At 50.6% G+C, this 22636-nt stretch carries 17 protein-coding genes and 1 tRNA gene; 10 read left to right on the top strand and 8 right to left on the bottom strand.

Annotated features, from left to right (window positions below; translation table 11 throughout):
- The first annotated feature begins 1 nt into the window (after position 1).
- From PN498_RS24030 to PN498_RS24015, 4 genes are all read left to right on the top strand, one after another.
- Complete coding sequence (locus tag PN498_RS24030; protein WP_272065969.1) at positions 2 to 979, top strand: putative 2-dehydropantoate 2-reductase; 978 nt, start codon at positions 2 to 4, stop codon at positions 977 to 979.
- Positions 980 to 1154: 175 nt separating this feature from the next.
- Positions 1155 to 1898: a carbonic anhydrase gene (locus tag PN498_RS24025; RefSeq protein ID WP_272065968.1), complete on the top strand. Its 744-nt coding sequence runs from the start codon at positions 1155 to 1157 to the stop codon at positions 1896 to 1898.
- A 67-nt stretch (positions 1899 to 1965) separates the two neighbouring features.
- Positions 1966 to 2039: transfer RNA gene (locus PN498_RS24020), tRNA-Arg, on the top strand.
- A gap of 135 nt (positions 2040 to 2174) precedes the next feature.
- Complete coding sequence (locus PN498_RS24015) at positions 2175 to 3284, top strand: hypothetical protein (protein WP_272065967.1); 1110 nt, start codon at positions 2175 to 2177, stop codon at positions 3282 to 3284.
- On the opposite strand, the gene PN498_RS24010 is transcribed toward PN498_RS24015, so the two are convergent.
- From PN498_RS24010 to PN498_RS23975, 8 genes are all read right to left on the bottom strand, one after another.
- Positions 3238 to 3549, bottom strand: a complete 312-nt coding sequence (locus PN498_RS24010) for a hypothetical protein (protein ID WP_272065966.1) — start codon at positions 3547 to 3549, stop codon at positions 3238 to 3240. The two genes, PN498_RS24015 and PN498_RS24010, sit on opposite strands and share 47 nt — an antisense overlap.
- Positions 3549 to 5720 (bottom strand): VapE domain-containing protein, encoded by a 2172-nt coding sequence (locus tag PN498_RS24005; RefSeq protein WP_272065965.1) that lies wholly within the window; start codon positions 5718 to 5720, stop codon positions 3549 to 3551. Before PN498_RS24005 ends, PN498_RS24010 begins: the two co-directional genes overlap by 1 nt.
- A 618-nt stretch (positions 5721 to 6338) precedes the next feature.
- A complete protein-coding gene (locus tag PN498_RS24000) occupies positions 6339 to 7334 on the bottom strand; it encodes a ParB/RepB/Spo0J family partition protein (RefSeq protein ID WP_272065964.1) in 996 nt (331 codons plus the stop codon).
- 23 nt (positions 7335 to 7357) lie between these two features.
- Entirely contained in the window at positions 7358 to 8107 is a 750-nt protein-coding gene (locus PN498_RS23995; protein WP_272065962.1) for a ParA family protein, read from the bottom strand.
- Positions 8095 to 9441, bottom strand: coding sequence for a replication initiation protein (locus PN498_RS23990; RefSeq protein WP_272065957.1), 1347 nt, complete (start codon positions 9439 to 9441; stop codon positions 8095 to 8097). Before PN498_RS23990 ends, PN498_RS23995 begins: the two co-directional genes overlap by 13 nt.
- A gap of 518 nt (positions 9442 to 9959) precedes the next feature.
- Positions 9960 to 10484, bottom strand: a complete 525-nt coding sequence (locus tag PN498_RS23985) for a thermonuclease family protein (protein WP_272065956.1) — start codon at positions 10482 to 10484, stop codon at positions 9960 to 9962.
- A gap of 293 nt (positions 10485 to 10777) precedes the next feature.
- Entirely contained in the window at positions 10778 to 11080 is a 303-nt protein-coding gene (locus tag PN498_RS23980) for a helix-turn-helix domain-containing protein (protein ID WP_272065955.1), read from the bottom strand.
- 482 nt (positions 11081 to 11562) lie between these two features.
- On the bottom strand, positions 11563 to 12603 hold the full coding sequence (locus PN498_RS23975; protein ID WP_272065954.1) for a ParB/RepB/Spo0J family partition protein: 1041 nt from the start codon (positions 12601 to 12603) through the stop codon (positions 11563 to 11565).
- Between the two features lie 306 nt (positions 12604 to 12909).
- Between PN498_RS23975 and PN498_RS23970 the strand changes: the two genes are divergently transcribed.
- From PN498_RS23970 to PN498_RS23945, 6 genes are all read left to right on the top strand, one after another.
- A complete protein-coding gene (locus PN498_RS23970; protein ID WP_272065953.1) occupies positions 12910 to 13362 on the top strand; it encodes a hypothetical protein in 453 nt (150 codons plus the stop codon).
- Positions 13363 to 13368: 6 nt separating this feature from the next.
- Positions 13369 to 15798, top strand: a complete 2430-nt coding sequence (mobF, locus tag PN498_RS23965) for a MobF family relaxase (protein ID WP_272065952.1) — start codon at positions 13369 to 13371, stop codon at positions 15796 to 15798.
- 513 nt (positions 15799 to 16311) lie between these two features.
- Positions 16312 to 17553: a TIR domain-containing protein gene (locus tag PN498_RS23960; RefSeq protein WP_272065951.1), complete on the top strand. Its 1242-nt coding sequence runs from the start codon at positions 16312 to 16314 to the stop codon at positions 17551 to 17553.
- Positions 17538 to 18476, top strand: coding sequence for an AAA family ATPase (locus PN498_RS23955; protein ID WP_272065950.1), 939 nt, complete (start codon positions 17538 to 17540; stop codon positions 18474 to 18476). The genes PN498_RS23960 and PN498_RS23955 overlap by 16 nt, the downstream gene beginning before the upstream one ends.
- A 7-nt stretch (positions 18477 to 18483) precedes the next feature.
- A complete protein-coding gene (locus PN498_RS23950; protein WP_272065949.1) occupies positions 18484 to 19884 on the top strand; it encodes a VWA domain-containing protein in 1401 nt (466 codons plus the stop codon).
- Positions 19881 to 22046, top strand: coding sequence for a formylglycine-generating enzyme family protein (locus PN498_RS23945; RefSeq protein ID WP_272065948.1), 2166 nt, complete (start codon positions 19881 to 19883; stop codon positions 22044 to 22046). Before PN498_RS23950 ends, PN498_RS23945 begins: the two co-directional genes overlap by 4 nt.
- Positions 22047 to 22636: the final 590 nt, after the last annotated feature.

The following is a 22636-nucleotide window of genomic DNA, read 5'->3' as shown; positions in this document are numbered from 1 at the left end:
CATGGCTACTGACGCTTATCCCTCTGCCCAACACTACGCCATCATAGGGGCAGGAGCGATTGGGGGTTATTATGGCGCTTGCCTCCAGCGCGGTGGTCTAGGCGTTCATTTTTTACTCCACAGCGACTATTCGCAGGTGCTCCAGCATGGCCTTAAGGTAGATTCAATCAACGGTGACTTTGCTTTGCCACAGGTGCAGGCTTATCAGCAGGCAAGCGAGATGCCCCAGGTAGATGTCGTTGTCATTGCCTTGAAAACAACGCAAAATGCCCGTCTGTTACCGTCCCTATTACCGCCCCTGCTGAAGCCGGAAACCGTCATTTTGACGCTGCAAAATGGTTTGGACATTGAGGCTGACATTGCCGCGATCGCTCCGAATCACCCAATTTTCGGCGGCCTGTGTTTCATCTGCTCGAACAAAGTAGGACCAGGACACATTCACCATATCGATTACGGCAGCGTTCTTCTGGGAAGCTATAGCTCAGAGCAGCTACCCGTTGATATCTCGCCCTCACTGGCGGCGATCGCCCAGGACTTTACTCAGGCCGGCATCAAAGTTGATGTGACCGACGATCTCTACTTGGCTCGCTGGCGCAAGCTAGTTTGGAACATTCCTTTCAATAGCCTATCGGTCATTCTCAACGCCACGACTGAAGCGATGATGGCGCACTCTAATACCCGACAGCTCGCGGCTGACCTGATGGCGGAGGTGGTTGCTGCTGCCCATGCCTGTGTCCAAGATGCTGCCAGGGGCGATCGTGCTCTGCCAGCTGACATCATCGAGACAATGCTGGCCCATACCGCAACGATGAAACCCTATCGCACCAGCATGAAAATCGACTTCGACGAGGGCCGTCCGCTTGAGGTTGAAGCCATTGTTGGCAATCCCTTACGTGCAGCTCAAGCCGTTGGCGTCGAAACTCCTCGCATAGAAATGCTGTATCACCAACTTAAAGCGATTGACGCTCGCGATCTCTGATTTGCCAATCTGCCTCGCTTCTGAGTTTGAGCCCACATGACAATTCAAGAAGCGATGTCAAGAAGCTACAGCAATTTAACTAATAAGCAAACCTTTGATCACATTATTCATAAGATATGAGATAACAATAGATACATTAGCTACAGTTAGATTCTGAGCAACAGGAAGGGCGGTTATGCAAAAGCTGATTGAAGGTATCCGGCAGTTTCAAAGCAGCTATGTTCCTTCTCACCAGGCTTTGATGAAGGAATTGAGCAAAGGACAATCGCCTCGCGTCCTTTTTATCGGCTGCTCTGACTCTCGTGTCAGCCCTGAGATTATCACCCAGTCAGAGATTGGTGATTTGTTTATTATTCGCAACGCGGGCAATATTGTGCCTCCCTTCGAAGCAAGTAACGGAGGCGAGGGGGCGACCATTGAATATGCGATCGAGGCGCTTGACATTCAGCAGGTGATTGTCTGTGGGCATAGTCAGTGTGGTGCTATGAAGGGACTGCTGCAGTTGGGGGAATTAGAAGAAAAAATGCCTTTGGTCTATGAATGGCTGCGCCTTGCTGAAGCCACTCGTAAATTGGTCAACGACAACTACGGTCATTTAGACAAGAAGGAAATGATCGATGCGCTGGTTGCAGAGAATGTTCTAACCCAGATTGAAAACCTAAGAACCTACCCGGTTATTCGCTCCAAACTCTACAGAGGTGATCTTTCTATTCATGCCTGGGTTTACAAAATTGAGACGGGTGAGGTCTTAACTTACGACTCTGAACATCACGCCTTTTGCCCACCTAATGGTGTAAAGACCAGCAAGAATGCCTTCCAAGAACCTTATGTTGCTCCTCAAAGCCACCTGCCTGGGGTGACGCGCCTGCCCCGTGAGCAATGTGAGCGCATCTATCGAGGCTCTGTGGGGGTTTCTTGATCTCTAAGGGAACAGCGATCGCCGGTTGAGTCCTCCCAGTGGTCAAGATATAGTGGGTAGAGTCTCTGGGGCTGTAGCTCAGCTGGATAGAGCAACCGCCTCCTAAGCGGTAGGTCGCGCGTTCGAATCGCGCCAGTCCCGTCCCTGTAAATCAATGGTTTCAAGGCGTCCAAGGATTTCCTTGGAAGAAGCGCTCAGTTCCAAATTACCCATAATTCACCAGATTTCTTCGTTAATGTGGTGAACAAATGGTGAACGCTGTAGGGAAATTGGCACATGACTATTACCGCAGTCAATCAACGACTTCGCGATGCTGGGATACGAGTAACCATTGTCCAACGCAAACAATGGTTGTACCTTCGCACGGTGCTACCACCAAAGCCCAACTCTGACAAGGTTAAGGGCTTTCGCCAAGATATCACCCGACCTCACACTGGACTACCCGCGACGGCTCAGGGGATTAAGGCCGCCGAGCGACTTGCAATCTCATTATGGGGAAGTGTGGTGGATGGCAGCTTCGACTGGGAGACCTGGTTAGGGAAGACTGATCGCGAGCAACGTCCTGTCAAAGAATGGGTAAGCGCGTTTCGCGACCAATGGTTAAGTCAGGGGAAAACCAGCGAAGCAACCTGGCAGCGTCATTGGCAACGAGCATTTAACCGACTTCCTCAAGAGCAACCGCTGACATCAGAGGCGCTCTTGACTACCCTCCTAACAATTGCCCCAGGAACACGGGAGCGCAAACGGACAACGGGTTACTACAGTCGTTTGGCTGAATTTGCCGGTCTCCAGATAGATCTGAGTCCTTACCGGGGAGATTACTGCACAGGGCGTTCAGAGGTTCCAAGAGACTTGCCTGACGATGCGCTGATTGAGGAATGGTGGGAGAAAATCCCGAATCTACAGTGGCGTTGGGTCTATGGTGTCATCGCCACATTTGGCGTTCGACCCCATGAAGCATTTTTTCTGTGCTCTACTGCCGATTCTTTGAGCTGGAATGTGTCTAACGGGAAAACAGGACCTCGCCAAACATCAGCCCTCTATCCAGAATGGGTAGAGCAGTGGGGGCTATTGCAAGGAACCCCTCCGAGTCTCAACCACTCTGAACTTAGAAAGTATGGTGAGGCTACAGCTCAGCAGTTCGCTCGCTACAACATTCCTTTTGTTCCCTACGACCTACGCCATGCATTTGCGGTGCGCTGCATCAAATTCGATATCTCAGCGAGTATCGCGGCGCGGATGATGGGCCATTCGGTCGCGGTGCATACGAAAACCTACCAACGATGGCTATCGGCGGCTGAACAGACATCCATCTATCAAAAGGCCATTGCGCAAGGCCCTAAAGCCCCTTCCGCTTCTCAGGAGCAGATGCCAGTCTCTTCCTAGCGGCTGGGATGTCGATAAAGTACCGGGCTTTCTTTGCCCCCGGTCGTCGTCGGTCTTCTATCTCGATACCCACACGCAAAAGACCGGACTCAATATCTTTGTAGAGTTGGCGCTCACTCTGGTAGCCCAACCTCAGCACTGCATTCTTGAGCGATAAAACACTGGGTTCAGGTTGGGTGGCTACTCCCAGCATCTCTGCCAAGACCTGGCGGACCTTAATCTCGACCAACCGTTCGACCTCACTTAACGGGATTTTCGGTTCCATTACTGCACCATCCCGTCAGCATTTTGGTCTTCAGCTTCGACCAGGGGAATTGGCTCCACCTCATCCATAGGCAAGCATTTCGTCGATATGGGTCTGTGACCGTTCGGGTGACGGCGATCTATATGTTGTTGATTTGGGTTGGCCAGGTTGGCCACGTCACCAAACTCCTCTGTCTCATGGGCATATTGGGCTTGCCCATCGGCAGGAGTTGCGAAGAAAGGTTGGTCAACCTGCTTCACCTCAGATTCGGGTCTCACCCATACTCGCTTGCGGGTCCCGCCTATGGTGCAGCGTGTTCTTATCCAGCCCAACGTCCGCAATATCTCCCCTGCACGCATCTGATCTCCACGGCTTTGATCGCATAATTCGATGTGCAGCGCATGGGTGAGCAGTTCCGAAATCGTGATTTCGCCACAAGCGTTCTCTTTGAGGTAGCGGGTGATCGCCACCAACCAAGGATCTTCCGTCCGGTAGTCTTCGTTAAACGCTGCCGAGAGCGCCTCTTCATCGGCTGTCAGCCACCATTGATATCCCGCGTAATACAGGGCAACTGCGGCAGCCCAGAGTCGATCGCGCTCCGCTATCAGGCACGTCATATCAATGGGTTGCTTGACTGGGATAACCCAAAAGCGTCGATTGCCAGTGGCATCGGTGAGAAACTCCTCCTGGTTCGTACTCCCAACAATAATCGAGCGCCGCTTCAGGCTGATGGCCTGTCGGCCATAGGGAGGCCGCACGGTATCGACACTACAGGTCAAAAAGGCTTTCATTGCCGCCAGATCTTTGCGCCTGAACACCGCCTCCAGTTCGCCCCACTCCAGAAACCAGAATTGATGCAGCTTGAGACGCTCATCCCGTTCTGATGTGGCAGCCCCCATGGAATCATCAAACCACTCAGTTCCAGCCAGGATTCGAAAGAAACTGGACTTCCTGAAGCCTTGCGGACCGTTTAGAATCAGGGCCGTATCTACCTTGCAGCCCGGTTGCATGATCCTGGCAACCGCTGCGACCAACGTCTTTTTCAGGTATGCGGTGTATATCGGCTCAACACAGCCAAAGTATCGGTAGGCAACGTCTTCTAAAATCTCTGTCCCCGACCCGAATCGCTGAGCGCACTCGTCCAGGTATTGCTGAACCGGATGGTAACGATTGGCTTTGGCAATCCGTCTGATAATAGTCTCACCGTCCACGATAGAGACCGATAGACCGTGGTCCAAGGCCAACGTCAGCCGCAAGTCTGCGACATCCTCAAGGGGCGCTCCCTCCAGTTCAATCTGGTTGGTTAACTCATTCAGCCGCAGCGTTTCACCCCAAATCTCCTCAATGGAGTGATATTGCATCGCTATGCGAGGTAACACGTCGGAGGTGATGGGACGCTTGGCGTTCTCTTTGCTCTTCAACAGCCGTTGAGGCTCTACGGCGGCGAGGATCGTTTCAGCCGTTGCGCCATTGGTAATCCAATCGGCAATATCAAACCCGCCAGACTTGGGCAGCCTTTGCCAGAGGTATGACGTGGGATTGGCATAAAGCCACTGGGCAGCAGGATAATCCGCAGCGATTGATGCCGCATATTTCAGGCCTCGAAGATCTTGATCAGGGCAGATAACCAGCTTTTCATCCGGGAATAATCCTCGATGAGTTTCGGATTGATAGCCATTACAACCGCGAATGGTGGTGGTTGCCGGAATCCCGAGTTGCCATAAAGCCTCGGCGCACGGTTCTCCCTCTACCCAGAAGACAACTTCGGCCCCTTTTGCCAACGCCTTTTGGCAATCATGCAGCCGATAGGGAACACACTGCTGCTCCAAGTCTTTTGGTGACGTGTCAGGGATGAGGGATTGCTGCCAAATTCGGCGCTTACCGTCGCCGTTATCGGTGCGATGCACGTTGATGAGTGGGGTGCCATTCCAGTCGGTGTAAGACCACGTTTGCTTCTGCCTGGGGCGATGTGGTTTTTCCCAAAGCGTAGGAGCAATTGCCTCGCGCACCTGACGTTTCCCGGCAGCAGTCTTAGTACAGGTACAGCTGAACCCACTGTATTTACCAGTTCTCAAATCGACCTTGAAATTGGGCGCTTGGCAAACAGGGCACTGATAGGAGCCTTGAGACGGCGTCTGATGCCCTCCATCTGGTTGCAGTTTGGATAAATGCTCAAGAATGTTAAACGGCATTCACGTTGCCCTCCGCACTGGATAAAAGTGGAAAGTGAATGCTGAGTTGTATGGATGCTGCGAAAAAACCATCACCGTCTCCGTTGCTCTACAGAAAGCACAGGAAAAGAGGCAGTCATGGCAAAGGAGCGTATGGGTTTCACACACGCGACGATCGGAAAACCGACCTTGTTGGCTACAGGAGCCTATGGTTTGATAGGAATACAAAAGATCTGGCGTTAGCTCATCGTAAGCACGCCATCAAACCGATTGCCATCGTGCACACTCTTGGTTGTGCTTCAGAGTCCTTAGCTGCTGGAACAGCTGGAGGCTCTTCTTATTGCGGACTGTTATACACACACAGTCCGTTTCATTTCGAAGCGGCACACATACCTAGCAGAGCAATGTGCTCAAGCAATGACAACAGACCTAGGGAAAACCGGCTCGATTAGAGTCTGTGTAAAGTAGCGTGCAGATGGTTCACAGGGTTTCTATGGAGATCATATATCCCGCTTGCCAATTCGCAATCCTGTCTCAGGATCGGTGATCCGAATCTTTTGATATGGGGGTTACCTCACAGGACAGCTCACCTTTATCAACGCGTTTAAGGGGAGTTTGGGAACGGGCATTGATACTTGCCTAACGCAACATGCCCTCTAGTTTTTGTAACCGTTCATCGATTTCATCCTGAAGTCTGTTCACCTCTTGCTGTGTTTCCTCGGTTAAAGAGGACCATTTTTTGGGAGCCTTGTAGAGCTTACAAAAATGATTCAAGCGCTCGACCAGAGGCGGAAGGCTTTTGCTCCGTGCACGTTTTGTTCCAGATGACGTTGTCTGATCCCCTGACATTTTCTTGAGACGCTCCTCTAGGACACGCATCGATAAACCTTCTTCAATAGCCTGTTTGAGTAGCGCTTGTCGTTTTTCGGGATCCTTCAGTTTTGTAATGATCCGACCATGGCCGGGAAGAATATCGCCCGTTTTAATTGCACCCTGCACGTCTTGGGGCCAATTAAGCATAGGAAGATCATGACAAGCAAAGCTCCGGAGTTCCTTGCCTAGATACTTAAAGACATTACCCACCTCTGACCATTCTGGAATACTTACCATAGTGTAAGTATCCGCCTGGGTCATGTTTGTGAATTTAAAGAACTCTCGTAGCATTTCTTTCTGTGTCACATTACGCAATTGCGCACAGAGTTTGACAATGCCAGCCGTCTTTTCAATGGGGTTCAGATCTTTCCGCTGTAGGTTTTCAATTAAGGCAATTTCATAAGCCTCAGTATCAGAGACATCCTTAATGACCACGGGAATAGCCTCTAATCCCGCCTTGAGAGCAGCACGATAGCGTCGTTCTCCGGCAATCAGTTCATAGCGCTGATCGTTCTGTTGACGAACGACAATGGGCTGTAAAACGCCATGTTTTTGAATGGATAAAGCAAGTTCATCAATTTCTTGCGTCGTGATGAATTCTCGATCGCGGGGTTGCTCTGGTGCCAGCGCTATCAGATTCATAGACACCGTTAAAGCCGTGTCATCAGCTGTTGCGTCTGGTTCTGATGGCTCAAAAAATGATAAATGAGCCTCTGAAGGCATCTCGAAGACAGACTTAGACTCAAGTTTTTTTCGTGGCATATAAATCTCTTGTCAAAAGAGATTTACAACGTCTCTAACGATTCAACAACCTCTTTAAAGAGCGGAATAACGTCACTACTGGGATTACATTTCACCAAAGGCACTCTGGCCGCCCAAGCATGCTTAAAATCTGTTCTGGACGGGATTATGGGATGAATTTTCATGGCCTTGCCAAAATAGGTCTCGATTTTCTTGTAGTACTCTTTACAAATGCTCTCTCGGACATCGTATTTCGTTGGAATGATGCCAGCAGAGCGGATAGAGCGATTTCCCATTTTCACGGCATAGTTAATTGTTGCCAGCAGTTCTTCAATGCCCTCAAGCCCTTTCTCTGCGGTCTCTATGGGAATCAGCACATGGGAGGCCGCAATCAAGGCATTCGCACTTGCCATCCCAAGATTCGGCGGGCAGTCAATCAGGACAAAGTCGTACTCTTGTGAGGCGTTTTGCAGCGCTGTACGTAACTTGAGTCCTGGTTTGTGCTTCCCCGCTAGCTTCAGATCCAGACCATATAGGTCCCCATTAGCAGGGACCCAATCCATGCCATGGATATCTTTTAATATTGGCATGGGCTTGCTGTCCATCAACGTGTGATAGATGGTTGTTTTCAACTCACGGGGATGAACGCCGCTTTGCTTGGTTAAGGAGGCCTGACCATCAAGGTCAATCAACAGAACTCTGTGTCCTTTTTCCGCGAGGTGATAGCCAAGATTGAGCGTCAAGGTCGTTTTTGCTTGACCGCCTGCTTGATTGAAGAGAGCTATTGTGCGCACAAGGCCCTATTCTTACTAAACGGAGCATCATTACGCAATTGCTTGATCTCCTGTTTGAACCACCACTCAGAAAACGCTTCGATATTGGTTTCTTCGGGAGACTGCAACAGTCTTATCAAGACTTTTTTCCTAAAATCATGCTGAATAAATTGATTGCGCCAGCCATCCTCATAATTGAATTTCTGCTTTGCAATCTGAGACCCTGCATCGTTCTTAATCGAGTGCTCATACTCGTCTTTCAGTCTTGTTTGTGCCTCTTGAGATAGTTGATTGAAACGCTCTTCCATACGCTTTGATTGGTACGTAGACCACGCTTCATCAATGGTCTTCTGGCATCCGTTGCTGTCAATATTAGACATGTAATTATCTTCAACAGCTTTAATCAGAAACGATGGAAAATTACAAATCCCTCCCTTTTCAACTTTTTCTAGTGCGTATTTTAGATTTGCAACGATACGCTGAACATCAAAATTCCCAGCCATGTAGATGGCTTTTTTCGAGCTTATGCCGTAGGCCTCCAACAGCTTTTGTACCTCACAGCTATTTTCATCTAGGGCTGATGAGTCAGAATTATTGAGAGAATCAGCTCCTACATTGAAAGATAATTGAAAATTTTTGCGTCGCTGGATATTGAGTTGCAAGCCGGAAACTCGCCGCCGTTCTCTAATTTGTTGCGACTTGATACTTATATCCGTGTGAGTATTAATCTCTAAGAAGGCAGGTTTAATTGCCTGATTATTGAAATGCTTAAACTCTGTATATTGTCCCTCTTTCAGATCAAAGAGTGTTCGTAGATCCTCTAGTGAAACGAGCAAATCTCTACGATGTGCTCTGTGACGGTGAAGCTCATCATTTAAAAATTCATAGAGTGACAGGGCATAAGCGCTTTTGATAGGGGCCTGAATTTGAAGAAAGAGTTTTGAATATAGCTGCCTTTGCTGGAAATGCCTGACGATGACCGGGTTAAATTGAAAGCCTATTCTTCCAGCACCAGGATCATCTATATACGCGGACAGAAAAGAGCACGTCCACTCCTGTAAACGCCTGTCCTTTTTGAATACATTCCAGCGAATTGGTTTCTTGCGTAAGGACTCAAACAGTTCATTTTTCAGCCACGCAGAATTTTTGCTCTTCTCGCAGCCAAGCAACTGAAGGGTTTCCCAAACCTGAATGTAATAGAAGTCCGATGAGAAACTATTGTTTATGCCCTCATACAGACAAATATTCAAAAGTTTTCGCTCCGTTGCCGTATAGCTGTTCCTGATATGCACGGCCGCCGTTGGCTTGTTAATAAACTGAGGAATAGTCAGCGTCTTAGAATCTTGGTCATGCATGTCACTGGACTTAAAAGAATAAAAGTCGTTCACAAAAGTGATTTATACGACCTAGCAAAATTCCTTTTTCCGGTGTGTCTTTTCGGCTCCCCGAATCCTACGACCTTTCACCCCGAATCCTACGACCTTTCACCCCGAATCCTACGACCTTTCGCCCCGAATCCTACGACCTTTTCATTGAACTGCCAATTTTGAGTTATTGGAATATCAAGCTTTTAGAAAAGGGCCTCCCCGAATCCTACGACCTTTCACCCCGAATCCTACGACCTTTAGGCGCATAAGGCATTGATAAATATATAAACTATTTTTGTTGCCCCGAATCCTACGACCTTTCGCCCCGAATCCTACGACCTTTCACTCGGATTTTCGAATATAAAACAGTTACTTACCAACACCCCTTAAATGTTTGTTAATAATGTTGTTAAATAAACAACAACATGGGGTTTAGGAGATTCGCAAATCTCGATTGTTGTTGCTTGTTTTTATTGGATGGGTTTAATGTGCCCGTTATGTTGCGTTTAACGCTTTCGCCATTCCCAGGGTGCAACAAAGCTCGACTGCCAAATCCCTAGTTTTCTCATTCTGGCCCGATCTTCATGGGGGAGGTATTGTTCCGTGTAGCGGCGGTAGGCTAAAGCCCAACCCCTCTCGACCATAGTGGCGTTGATACTTGAACCGCTACCTAAGAAACACTCAGCAACCGTGCGGCCATATCGATCGATGTCTCTCGCGATGCAGGTGAGCGGAGCATCAGCAATGACGTTGCGTAAAACCTTTTGCGCAATCTTGCCACATGCCCAGGGCCGGTTGTTCACGGTACAGGTTTGCTGTAGTTCAACGGCGTCAATCCCCCACAATCTTATTTTTCGGCCATTGATTTCCAGAGAATCACCGTCAATGATCCATGCCCTTCCGGTGATCCTGTCGAGCCTTGCTTGGCTCTGTGTGTCGGTCGGTTCATGCCAGTAGGCCAGGAAACAGATCGCGCCAGCGATCGCGGCGACTCTTCGTAACCTGTAGCATCCAACGTACAACTGTCTCATCAATATCCCTTCTTACCCTTTAGGAGCCATTTAGAGGCGATTAGAGTGGGTTTAACCCATTATTTGATACTAGTCCTGCCAAAATCTTCCAACACCCCTGTCAGAGGCTTCTAAGCGCCAAATAGTGCTACACATGCACTGTGGCAGGTAGCGTCAGGATTCCGCTTCCACTGCCATGGTGTCTTTCTGTTTGTTCTAATCTTGATCAGGCGTCGCAGGAAGGAGACCAACTTAAGCTTGTTTGCCCTGAGTGGTTTGAGGTCAAGGCGAGTGAAAAACAGGCTGCTCTGTTTTCAGTTTGGTAGTTGCTGTAAATCCTGAACAATGCCCGGATTTTGCCTCAGTAGGAACAGCAACTTCTGTGTCGGTCCAACAGGGCAACGTTGACTGGATGTTTGCTCCCACGAGGCAACCGTTTGCTGTGTAGAACCGATCAGCTGAGCGAACTGGTTTTGCGTCATTCCCAGATCCTGCCGTAAAGCTTTCACATTCAAGATCGGAACCTTGTGAAGGGTGACGCGAGTCGCATCGCCATTCATAAAGGCAATGGCCTCTTCTAGACCGGTTTTCATTCTGTTGAAATGAGTATTATCCATGCTTTCTTCCTGTTTTTTCAATGTATCGACTAACTTACTTAATTCATTCAGTTGTGCCTGACTGAGGGTTCTTTTTTACTTTTGGCATAAACATCAATAAGCCAAAGCGGCATAGAGGCGTTGTAGTAATAGTAAATAATCCGGACATCCCCGCTTTCCCCCTTTTTTCCAATGGCAAAGCGGAGTTTGCGTAAACCATTACCGCCTTTTATGACATCGCCTGCTTCAGGACAGGACGCCAATGTGAACGTCAGTCACTGTAAGTCTTCAGCATCCAACAAGCCCTTAACCTGCTTACTAAATCCTGGCAGTTCAGCAATGGCCATGTAGTCATATTTCACTACATATGAGTACTTATTTTTAGTAGTCTCGTCAAGAAAAAATAATTTGCGATGACATAAAAATGCGGTTTTACTTATTCTCTTTAAAAGATGTTATGGTCCTTTCTAATCTCTACAATGCGGGCAACCAAACACGCATTTTTACTTGTGATTTCCGGCTTCAGGGAGGTGCGCAACCGAAGTCTCTATGGGATCCGTTTCCTGCATTAATCGATTGATTTGCTTTAACAGCGATGCGAGTTTTTCTTTTTTGTGTGGACTATCCCAGACAGCTGACTTATTCAGATTTGACCAGGTGCTTTCCACCCGAGCCTTTAGCTCCTTGGTGTTGAGTTCTCGTTGATGGCCTTCGGCTTCCTGACGCATGGTTTTAATGGTGCTGATCGTGGCGGCCTTATCGACGGCATGTTGGAGAATCGCCTGTCGGGTTTCCGAGTTGTCAATGCGGGCAATGATGCGTGCTTTGCTGGGGGCAATTTTCTGCATCCGAACGCTTTGTTTGACCTCCTCCGGCCAGCGCAGCATGGGCAGGTCATTACTGCGGAAGCTGTTCCAGTTTTTTCCAAGGGCTGAGAAGACGCCAAGAACGGCCTCCCATTGTTGCTGAATATCGTTATTCTGTAGCACGTCCTGACTATGCGCCACGCGCTGAAACAGCTTGATGATGTCAGGTTCCGGCATATTCAGGACCTTCTGTAACAGGGCTATGGTGGCTTCGGTTTGCTCAATAGCGCTGAAGTCCTGGCGAAGATTATTCTCGATCAGGGCATGGTAGAGGGCTTCCTGATCGGATAGTGGTCTAATAACCGCTGGAACCGTATTTAACCCTATCCTACGGGCGGCGGTGAGCCTTCTGCTACCCGCAACCAGCTCATAGATATCGCTTGCCGTATCCGCTGCTATGGGGCGTAACAAGATTGGAACAATGATGCCCTTGTCTTTTACAGAGCGCGTCAACTCTTCGAGTTGCTGATAGGGTTTGCACTTTCTGGGCAGCCAAGGTTCTTCAATAATCCTGTCGATTTCTATTTCCTGAACGCCGCGCTCTTTTCCTGATCTTAGAGCGATGGTTGCCGCGTTATTTTCAGCGTTCGGTATCTCATCATGAGATTGACTATGTGAGGATACGGACTGTTTCACATTTTGATTCTGGTTTGTTTTCTGAATGACATCTTGAGACATGCTGATAATTCCTTACTGAGTTCATAAAAATGCATGGGCTGCAATTCGTTCGTTAGTTTGTTGCTCTTTTCTTGTCAAACCATCTAACAATCCCGGCAGAGACTGGTGGCCGCTTTGGTGAACAAATACTCACCGTTATGTAGCTATTTCTCCGCTCCAAATCGCGACACGTTTTTCCCGTTCAGTAGGTGAACGCTCACTCATTAATCTGTTGCTTTTTCGTCGATTCCATGAAAATTCCCACACCCAATGCACCTACGATGCTCACAAGACGTGTAGAGTTGTCTTTTTTATAGAGATGTTTCAGTGCCTTATTTAGCATACAGATCAGCAAACAAAGAAGCTGACCATGGGCTAAAATTGACATTGCAACCAGGCGTTTTTGCTGTAAACAGTTTCTACCTAGTGTTGGTAATGAGCAATGACAGCAAGATGGCAAAGAAAAGCAAACATATAAGCTTTAGGCTACCGGTTGTAGATTTTGAAAAAACAGCAGAACGAGCGTTCACTCATCACTTTGATAGCGTTCATTGTTATGCAAAAAATCTGTTGTTAAGAGACATCTATTCACCAGATCACGCAATTGATTTGATGGAACGCACCTATCAGAACATCTTGAAGGGGCAGGATCAATTAGCAAATGCCGTTCATGATAACCGTGCGATGCTGATTGATATTTTATTTGGTGTACTGATGGCGTTTGATACGCCGAAGGAAAAAGCAGATGTGCTGCTGACTCACATTAGTAAATATTGCTAGAAAGGCATGCTATCCATTAATGGAATTAAGTCGAAGGAGTATTACCTCGACATCGCCAAGGATGACTATTACTTGAATGGCGGTGAACCGCCGGGGAAATGGCACGGAAAAGGGGCAGCAGCCCTAGAGTTAATTGGCAACGTCAAACCAGCGCATTATCGACAGGTCATTGATGGGTTTACCCCAGACGGTGAGGCAAAACTGGTGCAAAACGCTGGTGAAACCAAGCGACAACCCGGCTGGGATTTAACCTTCTCGGTTCCAAAAACGGTAAGCGTTGTTTGGAGTCAGGCGGATGGGGATACGCGTCAGAAAATTCAGGCAGCGCAAGATACCGCCGTGCGGAAAGCCTTGGACTGGCTTGAGGAAGAAAGCGTCACCCGAAGAGGAAAAGGCGGCGCAATCAAAGAACCGGCAAAGCTGATCATTGCCACCTTTGAACATGGCACCAGCCGGGCGCTTGACCCGCAGCTGCATACGCATTGCCTGATCATGAATGCCGCTGTGAGGGAAGACGGCAGTACAGGAGCCATCGAAAGTCAACAGTTTTATCGCAACAAAATGACCGCTGGCGCTCTATACCGAGCGGAATTATCGCGGCAATTGGAAAGCAGCCTTGGTTTGGAGGTGGTTAAGACTGGAGATCGGCAAAATCTATTTGAATTCAAAGGCGTCGATCCGGCATTGGTGGAAGAATTCTCCAAACGGCGTTCCGAGATTGAAGCAGCACTAGAAGACAGTGGCAACACCAGTGCTAAAGCCGCTGAAATCGCCGCGCTGGATACCCGGCATGTCAAAGGCCACGTTGCGCGAGAGGAGCTGTTTCAACGTTGGCAACAAGCAGGAGCCGCTTTTGGGTATCAGGCACCGCAGGCAACGGTTATTGATCGCCAACCCGTCAAGGTTATCGGCGCTCTGCAAGAAGCCGTGTTGGAGAAACTGATGTTTTATAACAGCACGTTTGTAGAACGAGATCTCTTACGGCAGATGGCGGAAGCCGCCCCAGGAACCGGATTAGGCATCGAGGACATCAAGCAACAGGTCAAACAATGTCTGCACAGCCCGGATATTGTTCGACTGGGGCGGGTCGGAGAAGAGCGGCGCTACACCACCACCGAAATGCTGGCGATTGAGCGGACAATGATGCAGCGGGTTGAGCAGGCGAAATCTGCTAGCACCCACCGCGTAAGTGACCGTACCTTGGGTAAGGTCGTTAGTGACTATCCCACGCTTAAAGCGGAACAACACGCAGCCGTAACGCATTTGCTCGATAAGCACAGCTCGATCAAGGTGACGGAAGGGTTGGCTGGAACAGGGAAGACGTTTATGTTGCGGGTCGCCAAAGAAGCCTGGGAACGGGAAGGCTATCAAGTCCAGGGTGGCGCATTGGCGGCAAAAGCAGCAGGGGAATTGGAAAAAGGCGCAGGCATTCCTAGCCAAACGATTCATAGTTTGCTGTACCGGTTGGAGACAGGGGTCAGCCCCTTATCCAAAAACGATGTGTTGGTAGTAGATGAAGCTGGGATGGTCGGCACTCGACAAATGGCAAAGCTAGTGACCGCCACTACAGAGGCAGGAGCCAAGCTGGTTTTGGTCGGAGACGCCAAACAACTCCAGCCCGTCGAGGCGGGTGGGGCGTTTCAGAAAATCGGAGATCGCGTTGGGAGAGCAGAACTCACGGACATCACCCGGCAACATATCCCCTGGATGCGTCAAGCCGTGAAGGATATGATTGCCGGTAAGGCAACCGAGGTCTTATCGGCCTATGCGCAAAACGGTTTGCTTTCAGTCAAAGAGGATTGGAACTCAGCTCGAACGGCGCTGGTTGATACCTGGAGTAAGCAGGGCGGGGCCACTGCGCCACAGGATAACCTGATCATGGCTGGGTCTAACCTGGATGTCTTGGACCTGAACGAGAAGGCCCAGGCAACGCGCATCAACGCGGGTTTGCTCACTGGCAACACTTTACGGGTTAACGGATATGACCTACGGCAAAATGACCGCATCGTCTTTACCCGCAACGATCGATTGATGAACCTCAAGAACGGAGCGTTTGGAACAATAACGGCTCTGAATAATACGCGCCTTGATGTGGAACTCGATAACGGCGAAAGGCGAACCATTGATACCGATGCGTACTCACACATCCGGTTAGGCTATGCTGTCACTACTCATAAGGCCCAGGGCGATACCCGACAGCAGAGTTTTGTGCTGCTCGGCGGAGCTATGCAAGACCGGGAACTCAGTTATGTCGAACTGTCGCGCAGTCGGCAGAAAACTTTTCTGTTTACTGATCGTTTGGAAGCGGGTGATTCTTTAGCAGACTTGTCGAAGAAGATGGACCGCAGTCGGCAGAAAGAATTGGCAGCGACGTTCTTGCCGGAAGCATTGCAGGGGCCTCAGCGAGGCATGCAAGGGCCAGTGTTGGAGAGGTAGTCGCGGAAAATTACAGCTCAAAAGACAACGCTACAGATTTGTTAAGTACTCATTTCCTGAGCGTAATACCCTCTTTGTCTTAGAAGTACAGGGGAGTTTTGTTTGCACTGTAAGATGAAAATGAAGTTGATGCATGGCCATTGTTGAAGCCGGTATTCCTGCTCACACTTACCGGGTAGTTGATTACAAATCGGCAGCGCAGAATTTGAAGACTTTGACTAGCAAGGATTAGAGCCTCTTCAAAGAATGATGTACTAAATACTGTGCTGATTTCTTGTGTGCGCTTGCAGAGATTTGCGTAGGAATGCAAGGAGATAGGCACTGCTCAACGGGTCGAACTTCGCATCACTTGATTAGCATATTGGTTCTGTCTGCGGCGATAGGCGCTACTCGAAAGTTCATGAGCAGAATTTCTGAAAGCGGAATTCAGATGATTCTCTATGTAGAGAGTCAAGAGGTACCTCAGCAACTGACGCTATACTCCCAGTAAGGGTAATCCTGATAAAAAGGTCTATGAGCGTCGAAGTTTTTTTCTCTTACTCTCACAAAGACGAAGACCTGCGGGACGAATTAGAGAAGCATCTGAAGCTGTTGCAGCGCCAGGGCAAAATTGATGCATGGTACGATCGCGATATCGAAGCTGGAGCGGAGCGCCTCCCCGAAATTCAGCAGCATCTCAACCAAGCCGATATTATCTTGTTGCTGGTGAGTGCTGATTTTTTAGCCTCAGACTATTGCTACGACGTGGAAGTGAAGCGGGCAATGGAACGCCACGAGGCCAGAGAGGCGCGGGTGATTCCGGTGATTCTGCGACCCGTCGATTGGCAAGATGCGCCTTTTGGCCAGCTCAAGCCATTACCCACCGATGGCCAGCCGATCGCCAAATGGGCAAATCAGGATGAGGCGCTGCTCAATGTAGCCCAGGGTATCAAACACACCTTGCAGGAAGTTGCCGCCGCCCGGGCTGAATTCAAAACGAATCTCTACAGTGCGCTGCTGAAGCTGGGGTTTCAACAACAGGCAGAATTGTTTTTGCGCGCCATTGATGCTGAATCGGTGGCTGCGTTTTTGATTCACGGCGGTTCGCCAGAGTACGGCCAGCGCTGGCTGCTGAATCGTCTGGTGGTAGAGTATGTGCCGCTGCACACCGTCAGCAAAGTGGTCACCATTGACCTCAGCCGCACGGCTCGCCGCAAAGATGTCAGTGCTTATTGGCGTGAGTTGGGTAAGCGCTTAAACCTGAAATTGAGCGAAATCAATGCGATCGCTGTAGCCGATGGGGTATATCGCTGGTGGCTCACTCAGGACGTCATTTTTGTGTTCCACGATGTTAACTTGATGCCAGAGTCATCGTTGGTAAACTTGATTGAACAATTTTGGTTACCCCTGACCCAGAGAGTACAGATGGCCGAGGCCGGAGAGAGCGATCGCAAATTGCTAATGTTTTTTGTGGATTATGAAGGCAAAGCTGAACAATGGCAGCTCCCCTGGGTGGAAAAGTTGGATGCCAGTTGGGATCCCCGCAAGCCCATCAAACCACCTAAGCTGCAGGAATTTACCGACCAGGAAGTGATGAGTTGGATCGTCTCTCAGTTTCGGGATCTCCCCCCGGTGCTGACCCAGGGGATCGATGAACAGGTCAACGAGATTCTGGCCCTGACCGATCAGGGGGTGCCCGATTTGGTATTGCAAGAGATCTGCGAGCGCTGTGGGTTTGACTGGTATGAGGAGTTGGATAAGTGGCTGAAGTACTAAACCTGCCTGAGTATACCGGTAAGGTGCAGCCCCAGGACGGAGAGCAAGATCCCGAAACTGGGCAGTTGCTCACTCCTTATTTACCCAGCTCAGAATTGGTCGAGGCGGTGAACCTGGCCATTTTTCTAGAGCGGCCGCTACTGCTGAAGGGCGAACCGGGCTGTGGAAAAACGCAACTGGCCCGAGCCGTGGCCTATGAGCTGCAACTCCCGTTCGAAACCTGGTATATCAAATCTACCAGCCGCGCTCGGGATGGCCTGTATACCTACGATGCGGTTGGTCGCTTGCGAGATGCCCAACTAGCGGCCAACCAAATGCTGTCGGAGGCGGAACTCAACCGCATTAAAGATCCCGCCGAGTATATTGACTGGGGTCCCTTGGGGCAAGCCTTTCTTAACCCCCAGCGCACCGTGGTGCTGATCGACGAAATCGACAAAGCCGATATTGATTTTCCCAATGATTTGTTACTAGAGCTGGATGAGCGCCAGTTCAAAATAGATGAAACTGGGCGTAAGGTTCGAGCTAACATCGCACCTATTGTGTTCATCACCAGCAACGACGAGAAGGATTTGCCCGACGCCTTTTTGCGGCGCTGTTTATTTCACTATGTCGACTTTCCCAATCAAGATCGCTTGGTGCAAATTATCCACTCGTTGTTTCCCCAACAGCGCTATCCCAGTGCGACCGACACGGTAGTGGCGAAATCGGTCGATCGCTTTTGGCAGCTCCGCCAAAATCAGCAGACGGAACGGACCTTTGCTAGCAAACGGGTCAGCACCAGTGAGTTAGTGGACTGGGTGAAAGTGCTGCTGCGACAATCCGAGCCCGATATTCTGGCGCAGCTCAGTGCCTCACTGCCCTATCCGGAGGTTTTGCTCAAGAGCCAGGCGGCCTATCAACGCTATCGTCAGTCAGGACTGTGAGGTCAGGATGGTAGCCGAACCGTTACCCCTACTAGATTTGTTTACCCAACTGCGAGAGGCCGGATTGCCTCTCGGGATTGGAGAGTATCAGTGGGTGCTGAAAGCGTGGCAGGCAGGCTATGGCACTCAAGATCGAGCCGCTTTAGCGCGTCTCTGCTGCACAGTGTGGGTGAAAACACCAGAAGAAGCGCAGATTTTTGAGGTGCAGTTCAATCGCTTAATTCGAGAACTGCCGACATCGACGCCTCAAAACACTACCGCGAAACCTCATCCGGGCCCCTCACGACTGATTCAAGCTGTGGCGTTGGGAATCTTTGGGGGTAGTTCACTAATTCTTGGCACTTGTTGGTGGATGCTCCGGCCACAGCCAAGTGTTGAGTTGAGGCCGCTCGCTTTGGCCTTACCCTTGGTCAATGAGAGCACCACTGAGCTATACGAGGCGACCCAGCCGATTGTGGAAGCGGCGGCTACAGACGCTGCTGAAGACTTTGAAGACAATTTGCAAGCCCAGGAAGACATCCCAACCGCTATCTCCACAGAAGTCCTTTTGCCGCCACCCTGGTGGCAACAGTACGGTTTAAGGCTATGGGGAGGGCTATGGCTGACCTCGGGAGCGGTTTGGGGATGGTTTCAATGGCGATCGTCGCGGCAGCGTCAAGTGACGGATCAACCTGATGTGACAGCGGGTATGTCTTTAGCGGTGACGCAGCATATGCAGGATGAGGTGCAAGTGGTCCGGCTGGGGCAAACAGTCATGACGGCAGATTATTTGCCCGTGACCCGCCGCCAGATGAAACAAAGCTGGCGTCACCTGCGACGCATGGTGCGTTCGGGACCACCAACGGAGTTAGACGTAGAGGCGACCGTGCAGGTTGTGGGGCGACAGGGACTGTTGTTAACTCCTGTGTTTCGAGCCCGGCGCATCAATCTGGCTGAAGTGTTACTCCTGGTGGACTATGGCGGCTCCATGGTGCCCTTTCATGCCCTGGCCCAGCGCTTGGTGGATATCGTCCAATACGGTGATCGCCAGACCCAGGCCTGCATCTATTATTTTCACAACTGCCCGGTGACCTGGCTGTATCGCGATCCCTATCAGCAATCTGCTGCCACCATCGATCAGGTGTTGCAGAGCCTCACGTCAGACTATGCCGGGGCGCTGATTCTGAGTGACGGGGGCGCGGCCCACGGTCGCTGGTATCCCCACCGTCTGGAACTGACCGAACAGTTTTTGACCCGGCTCCACCAACGCCTGCGCTACGTCACCTGGCTCAATCCCATGCCCCAAAAGCGCTGGGCGGGCACCACTGCTGGGGCCATTGCCCAGCGGGTACCGATGTTTGAGTTTGATCGAGTGGGGCTGGATGCGGCCATCAGTGTGTTGCGAGGGCAAGGGAGGGCTGGGCTATGATGGCGAAGACCACGGATCAACGGCTGCAAAATTTTATTGACCAGTTTGGCCAACCCCATCTCGACCTGGCCTACCACGCAGCTTTTCCCATGGCGCTGACACCAGATCTGATCTATCGCCTGTGGGCGCACTTTCGCAGCGATGTGCAGGGGCGGCCCCTGAATATTCCCTGGGTGGCGGTGGCGGATGTGATGCTCGCGCCCTTCTGTAATGAGGTGGGGCTAGATCTATATGAGATGGACGCGGATATCCGCGCTGACCTGCTGCTGCAACTCCAAATGGACTCGCGGTTTGGTGCAGTGCGGCAACGGGAACTGGCTAATTTTTTGTTGACCTATTACCAATCATCCCAGCTCTATAGCGACGACCCAGATGTCAAAGAGCTGGCCCAGATACAGCGCTGGATGGCGATGGCCCAGACGCAGCCAACCCAAGTGGTAAAAGAGCTAGCCCGTAACGCTGTTAGCGTGCAAGGCCATGATGAGGCCGAATGGGGACGTATGGCAGGCATCATGGCGGGACTACCATTACCCGATGAGGAGGCACAAACGCTGTTGCATTATGTACGAGGCATGGCAACGCTAATGCAGGGCCAACAATCCTCTGCCCTAGAGGAATTTCGGCAGTTGCCTGGAGTCGGACGCCGCCCAGTCACCGTAGCTGGCGTACCCTTGACAATTCCCGAAGAATTGCGCCAGCAGCTTCAGCCCGGTTCGCCAGTATCCCGTCGTCGTTGGCTACAGTTAACCGGGTGGGGAGTTGCTGGCGTGATCGGAGTCGGTCTTGTTAATCGTGCGTTGCAACAAGATACAAGTCCGATTGAAGAACCGAATTCTCAACAAATCGAACGAACAGAGTTTAGACTGTTCGACACTGAAATTGCATTCGTCGACGAGGCGGGTGAGATTGTATTGCGCCACTCACGGAATATCTTTGGTCCGTTGTACCGCCGGGATGTTCAAGATTTTGTGTTGGAGCTAGTAGATATTCCAGCATCTGCTGATTTGGCAGATGTACTACTGATAAATAATATCATAAGCTCAGTTGCCCCCACCATAATTAACAATCTCTTAGATAGCATCTTCATCGACGGACGTTTGCTCTTCAGGGTGGCGTCCCCAAACAATGAAGAGACGCCGCAACTGCGTACCCGCACGACAAATGAAGCATTAGATGCGTGGATTAAAACGGATGAAGATCTGCTCGTCGCTACAGAAATTCGCAATAGGACACCGGTCATCCTAATCAACGATCAATACTTAATGTCGGTGACTGCCCGAGATGCCGACCTTTGGAATCAAGCGCCGCTTGAGGAGGAGGAGGGAGCCAACCGTGTGAACGAGTACCAGTTAGCAGTGATTTGGGCAGAGGTCTTAACCCGAGAACTGGCTTTGGCTCAGCGAATGCGCCGAAGGAATGCATCTGCTGTAGGGGCAATTCAAGCCGTTGAGGGGGCTTTTCTCATGGGATCTCCGGAGGGTGAACGTGACCGGTTGGAGTCGGAAGGCCCGCAGCGTTGGGTGACCGTATCGGCTTTTACGATGGGGCGTTATCCAGTGACGCAGGCCCAATGGCGATATGTTGCAGAAAACCTAGAGCGTGTCAATCGCAACTTAGAGCCCGATCCTTCTCAGTTCAAAGGAGACGATCGCCCCGTCGAAACTGTTTCTTGGGAAGACGCGACGGAGTTTTGCGATCGCCTCTCTGCCTTCCTGGGTGTTACCTGTCGCCTTCCAACTGAAGCGGAATGGGAATACGCTTGTCGTGCCGGTACAACGACTCCTTTTCACTTTGGCGAAACCATTACGTCTGACCTAGTCAGTTATGACGCTTCAGATTCTTATGGGTCTGGTCCTACCGGTGAATATCGACAAGAGACTACTCCTGTGGGGAGTTTTGGGGTAGCCAATGCTTTTGGCCTGTATGACATGCATGGCAACGTGTGGGAATGGTGCCAGGATGTGTGGCACGGCAATTATGAAGGGGCGCCAACGGACGGCTCGGCCTGGGTTGAGGGTGGCGATCAAGGTACAAGGGTCGTCCGGGGCGGCTCGTGGTACAACAATCCGCGCTATTGCCGCTCGGCCTCTCGCGTCGATGCTACGCCCGCTACCCGCGACTTCGTTGTCGGTTTTCGGGTGGTGTGCGTTGCCGCGGCATGATTCCCCTTTGCCCTCTTACTCTTTTGCGCTTTGCATTTCTTAATCTTTTTCCCTCTGGCCCCTTGGCGCGCAGCGCCTCAAATTTTTTTACGATTTGGGGGGTCTGGTGGTGCGTTGCTCTACGCTAATCAAGCGTTACCCTTCTCACTCGCTGAGACGTGACGTTGAGAGCAGGCATAGATGCGCCGGGGCGGCTCGTGGAACAACAATCCGCGCAATTGCCGCTCGGCCACTCGCAACGATAATACGCCCGCTAACCGCAACAACAATGTCGGTTTTCGGGTGGTGTGCGTTGCCGCGGCAGCACTCCCTGCGGTCAGAATCGGTGTAAGGGATTGCATCGAGCGTACATTCGGGAGTCCAGACCTGTTTTCAGTGAAGTCGGCGACGGCTTCCAAATATCACCCGGAGCCGATCACCTTGGTAGGTTCGCCGAAGACTTGCTCGGCTCTGGACTTTGGACAATCAGGGTGACTGAAGAGCAGGAAAGTGGTAGAGGATTGGAAACTCTAAGCCCTACCACTGATGTCAACCTATCTTGAACCGCTGCGCCAATTTCGCCAAGCGATTTACGAAAGCTTTCCGTATCG

Origin of the sequence: Oscillatoria sp. CS-180 (genome assembly GCF_028330965.1) — a bacterium.
Lineage (GTDB): Bacteria > Cyanobacteriota > Cyanobacteriia > Phormidesmidales > Phormidesmidaceae > Halomicronema.
The sequence above is the reverse complement of the archived record's forward strand: the minus strand, read 5'-3'. Positions and strand labels throughout refer to the sequence as shown.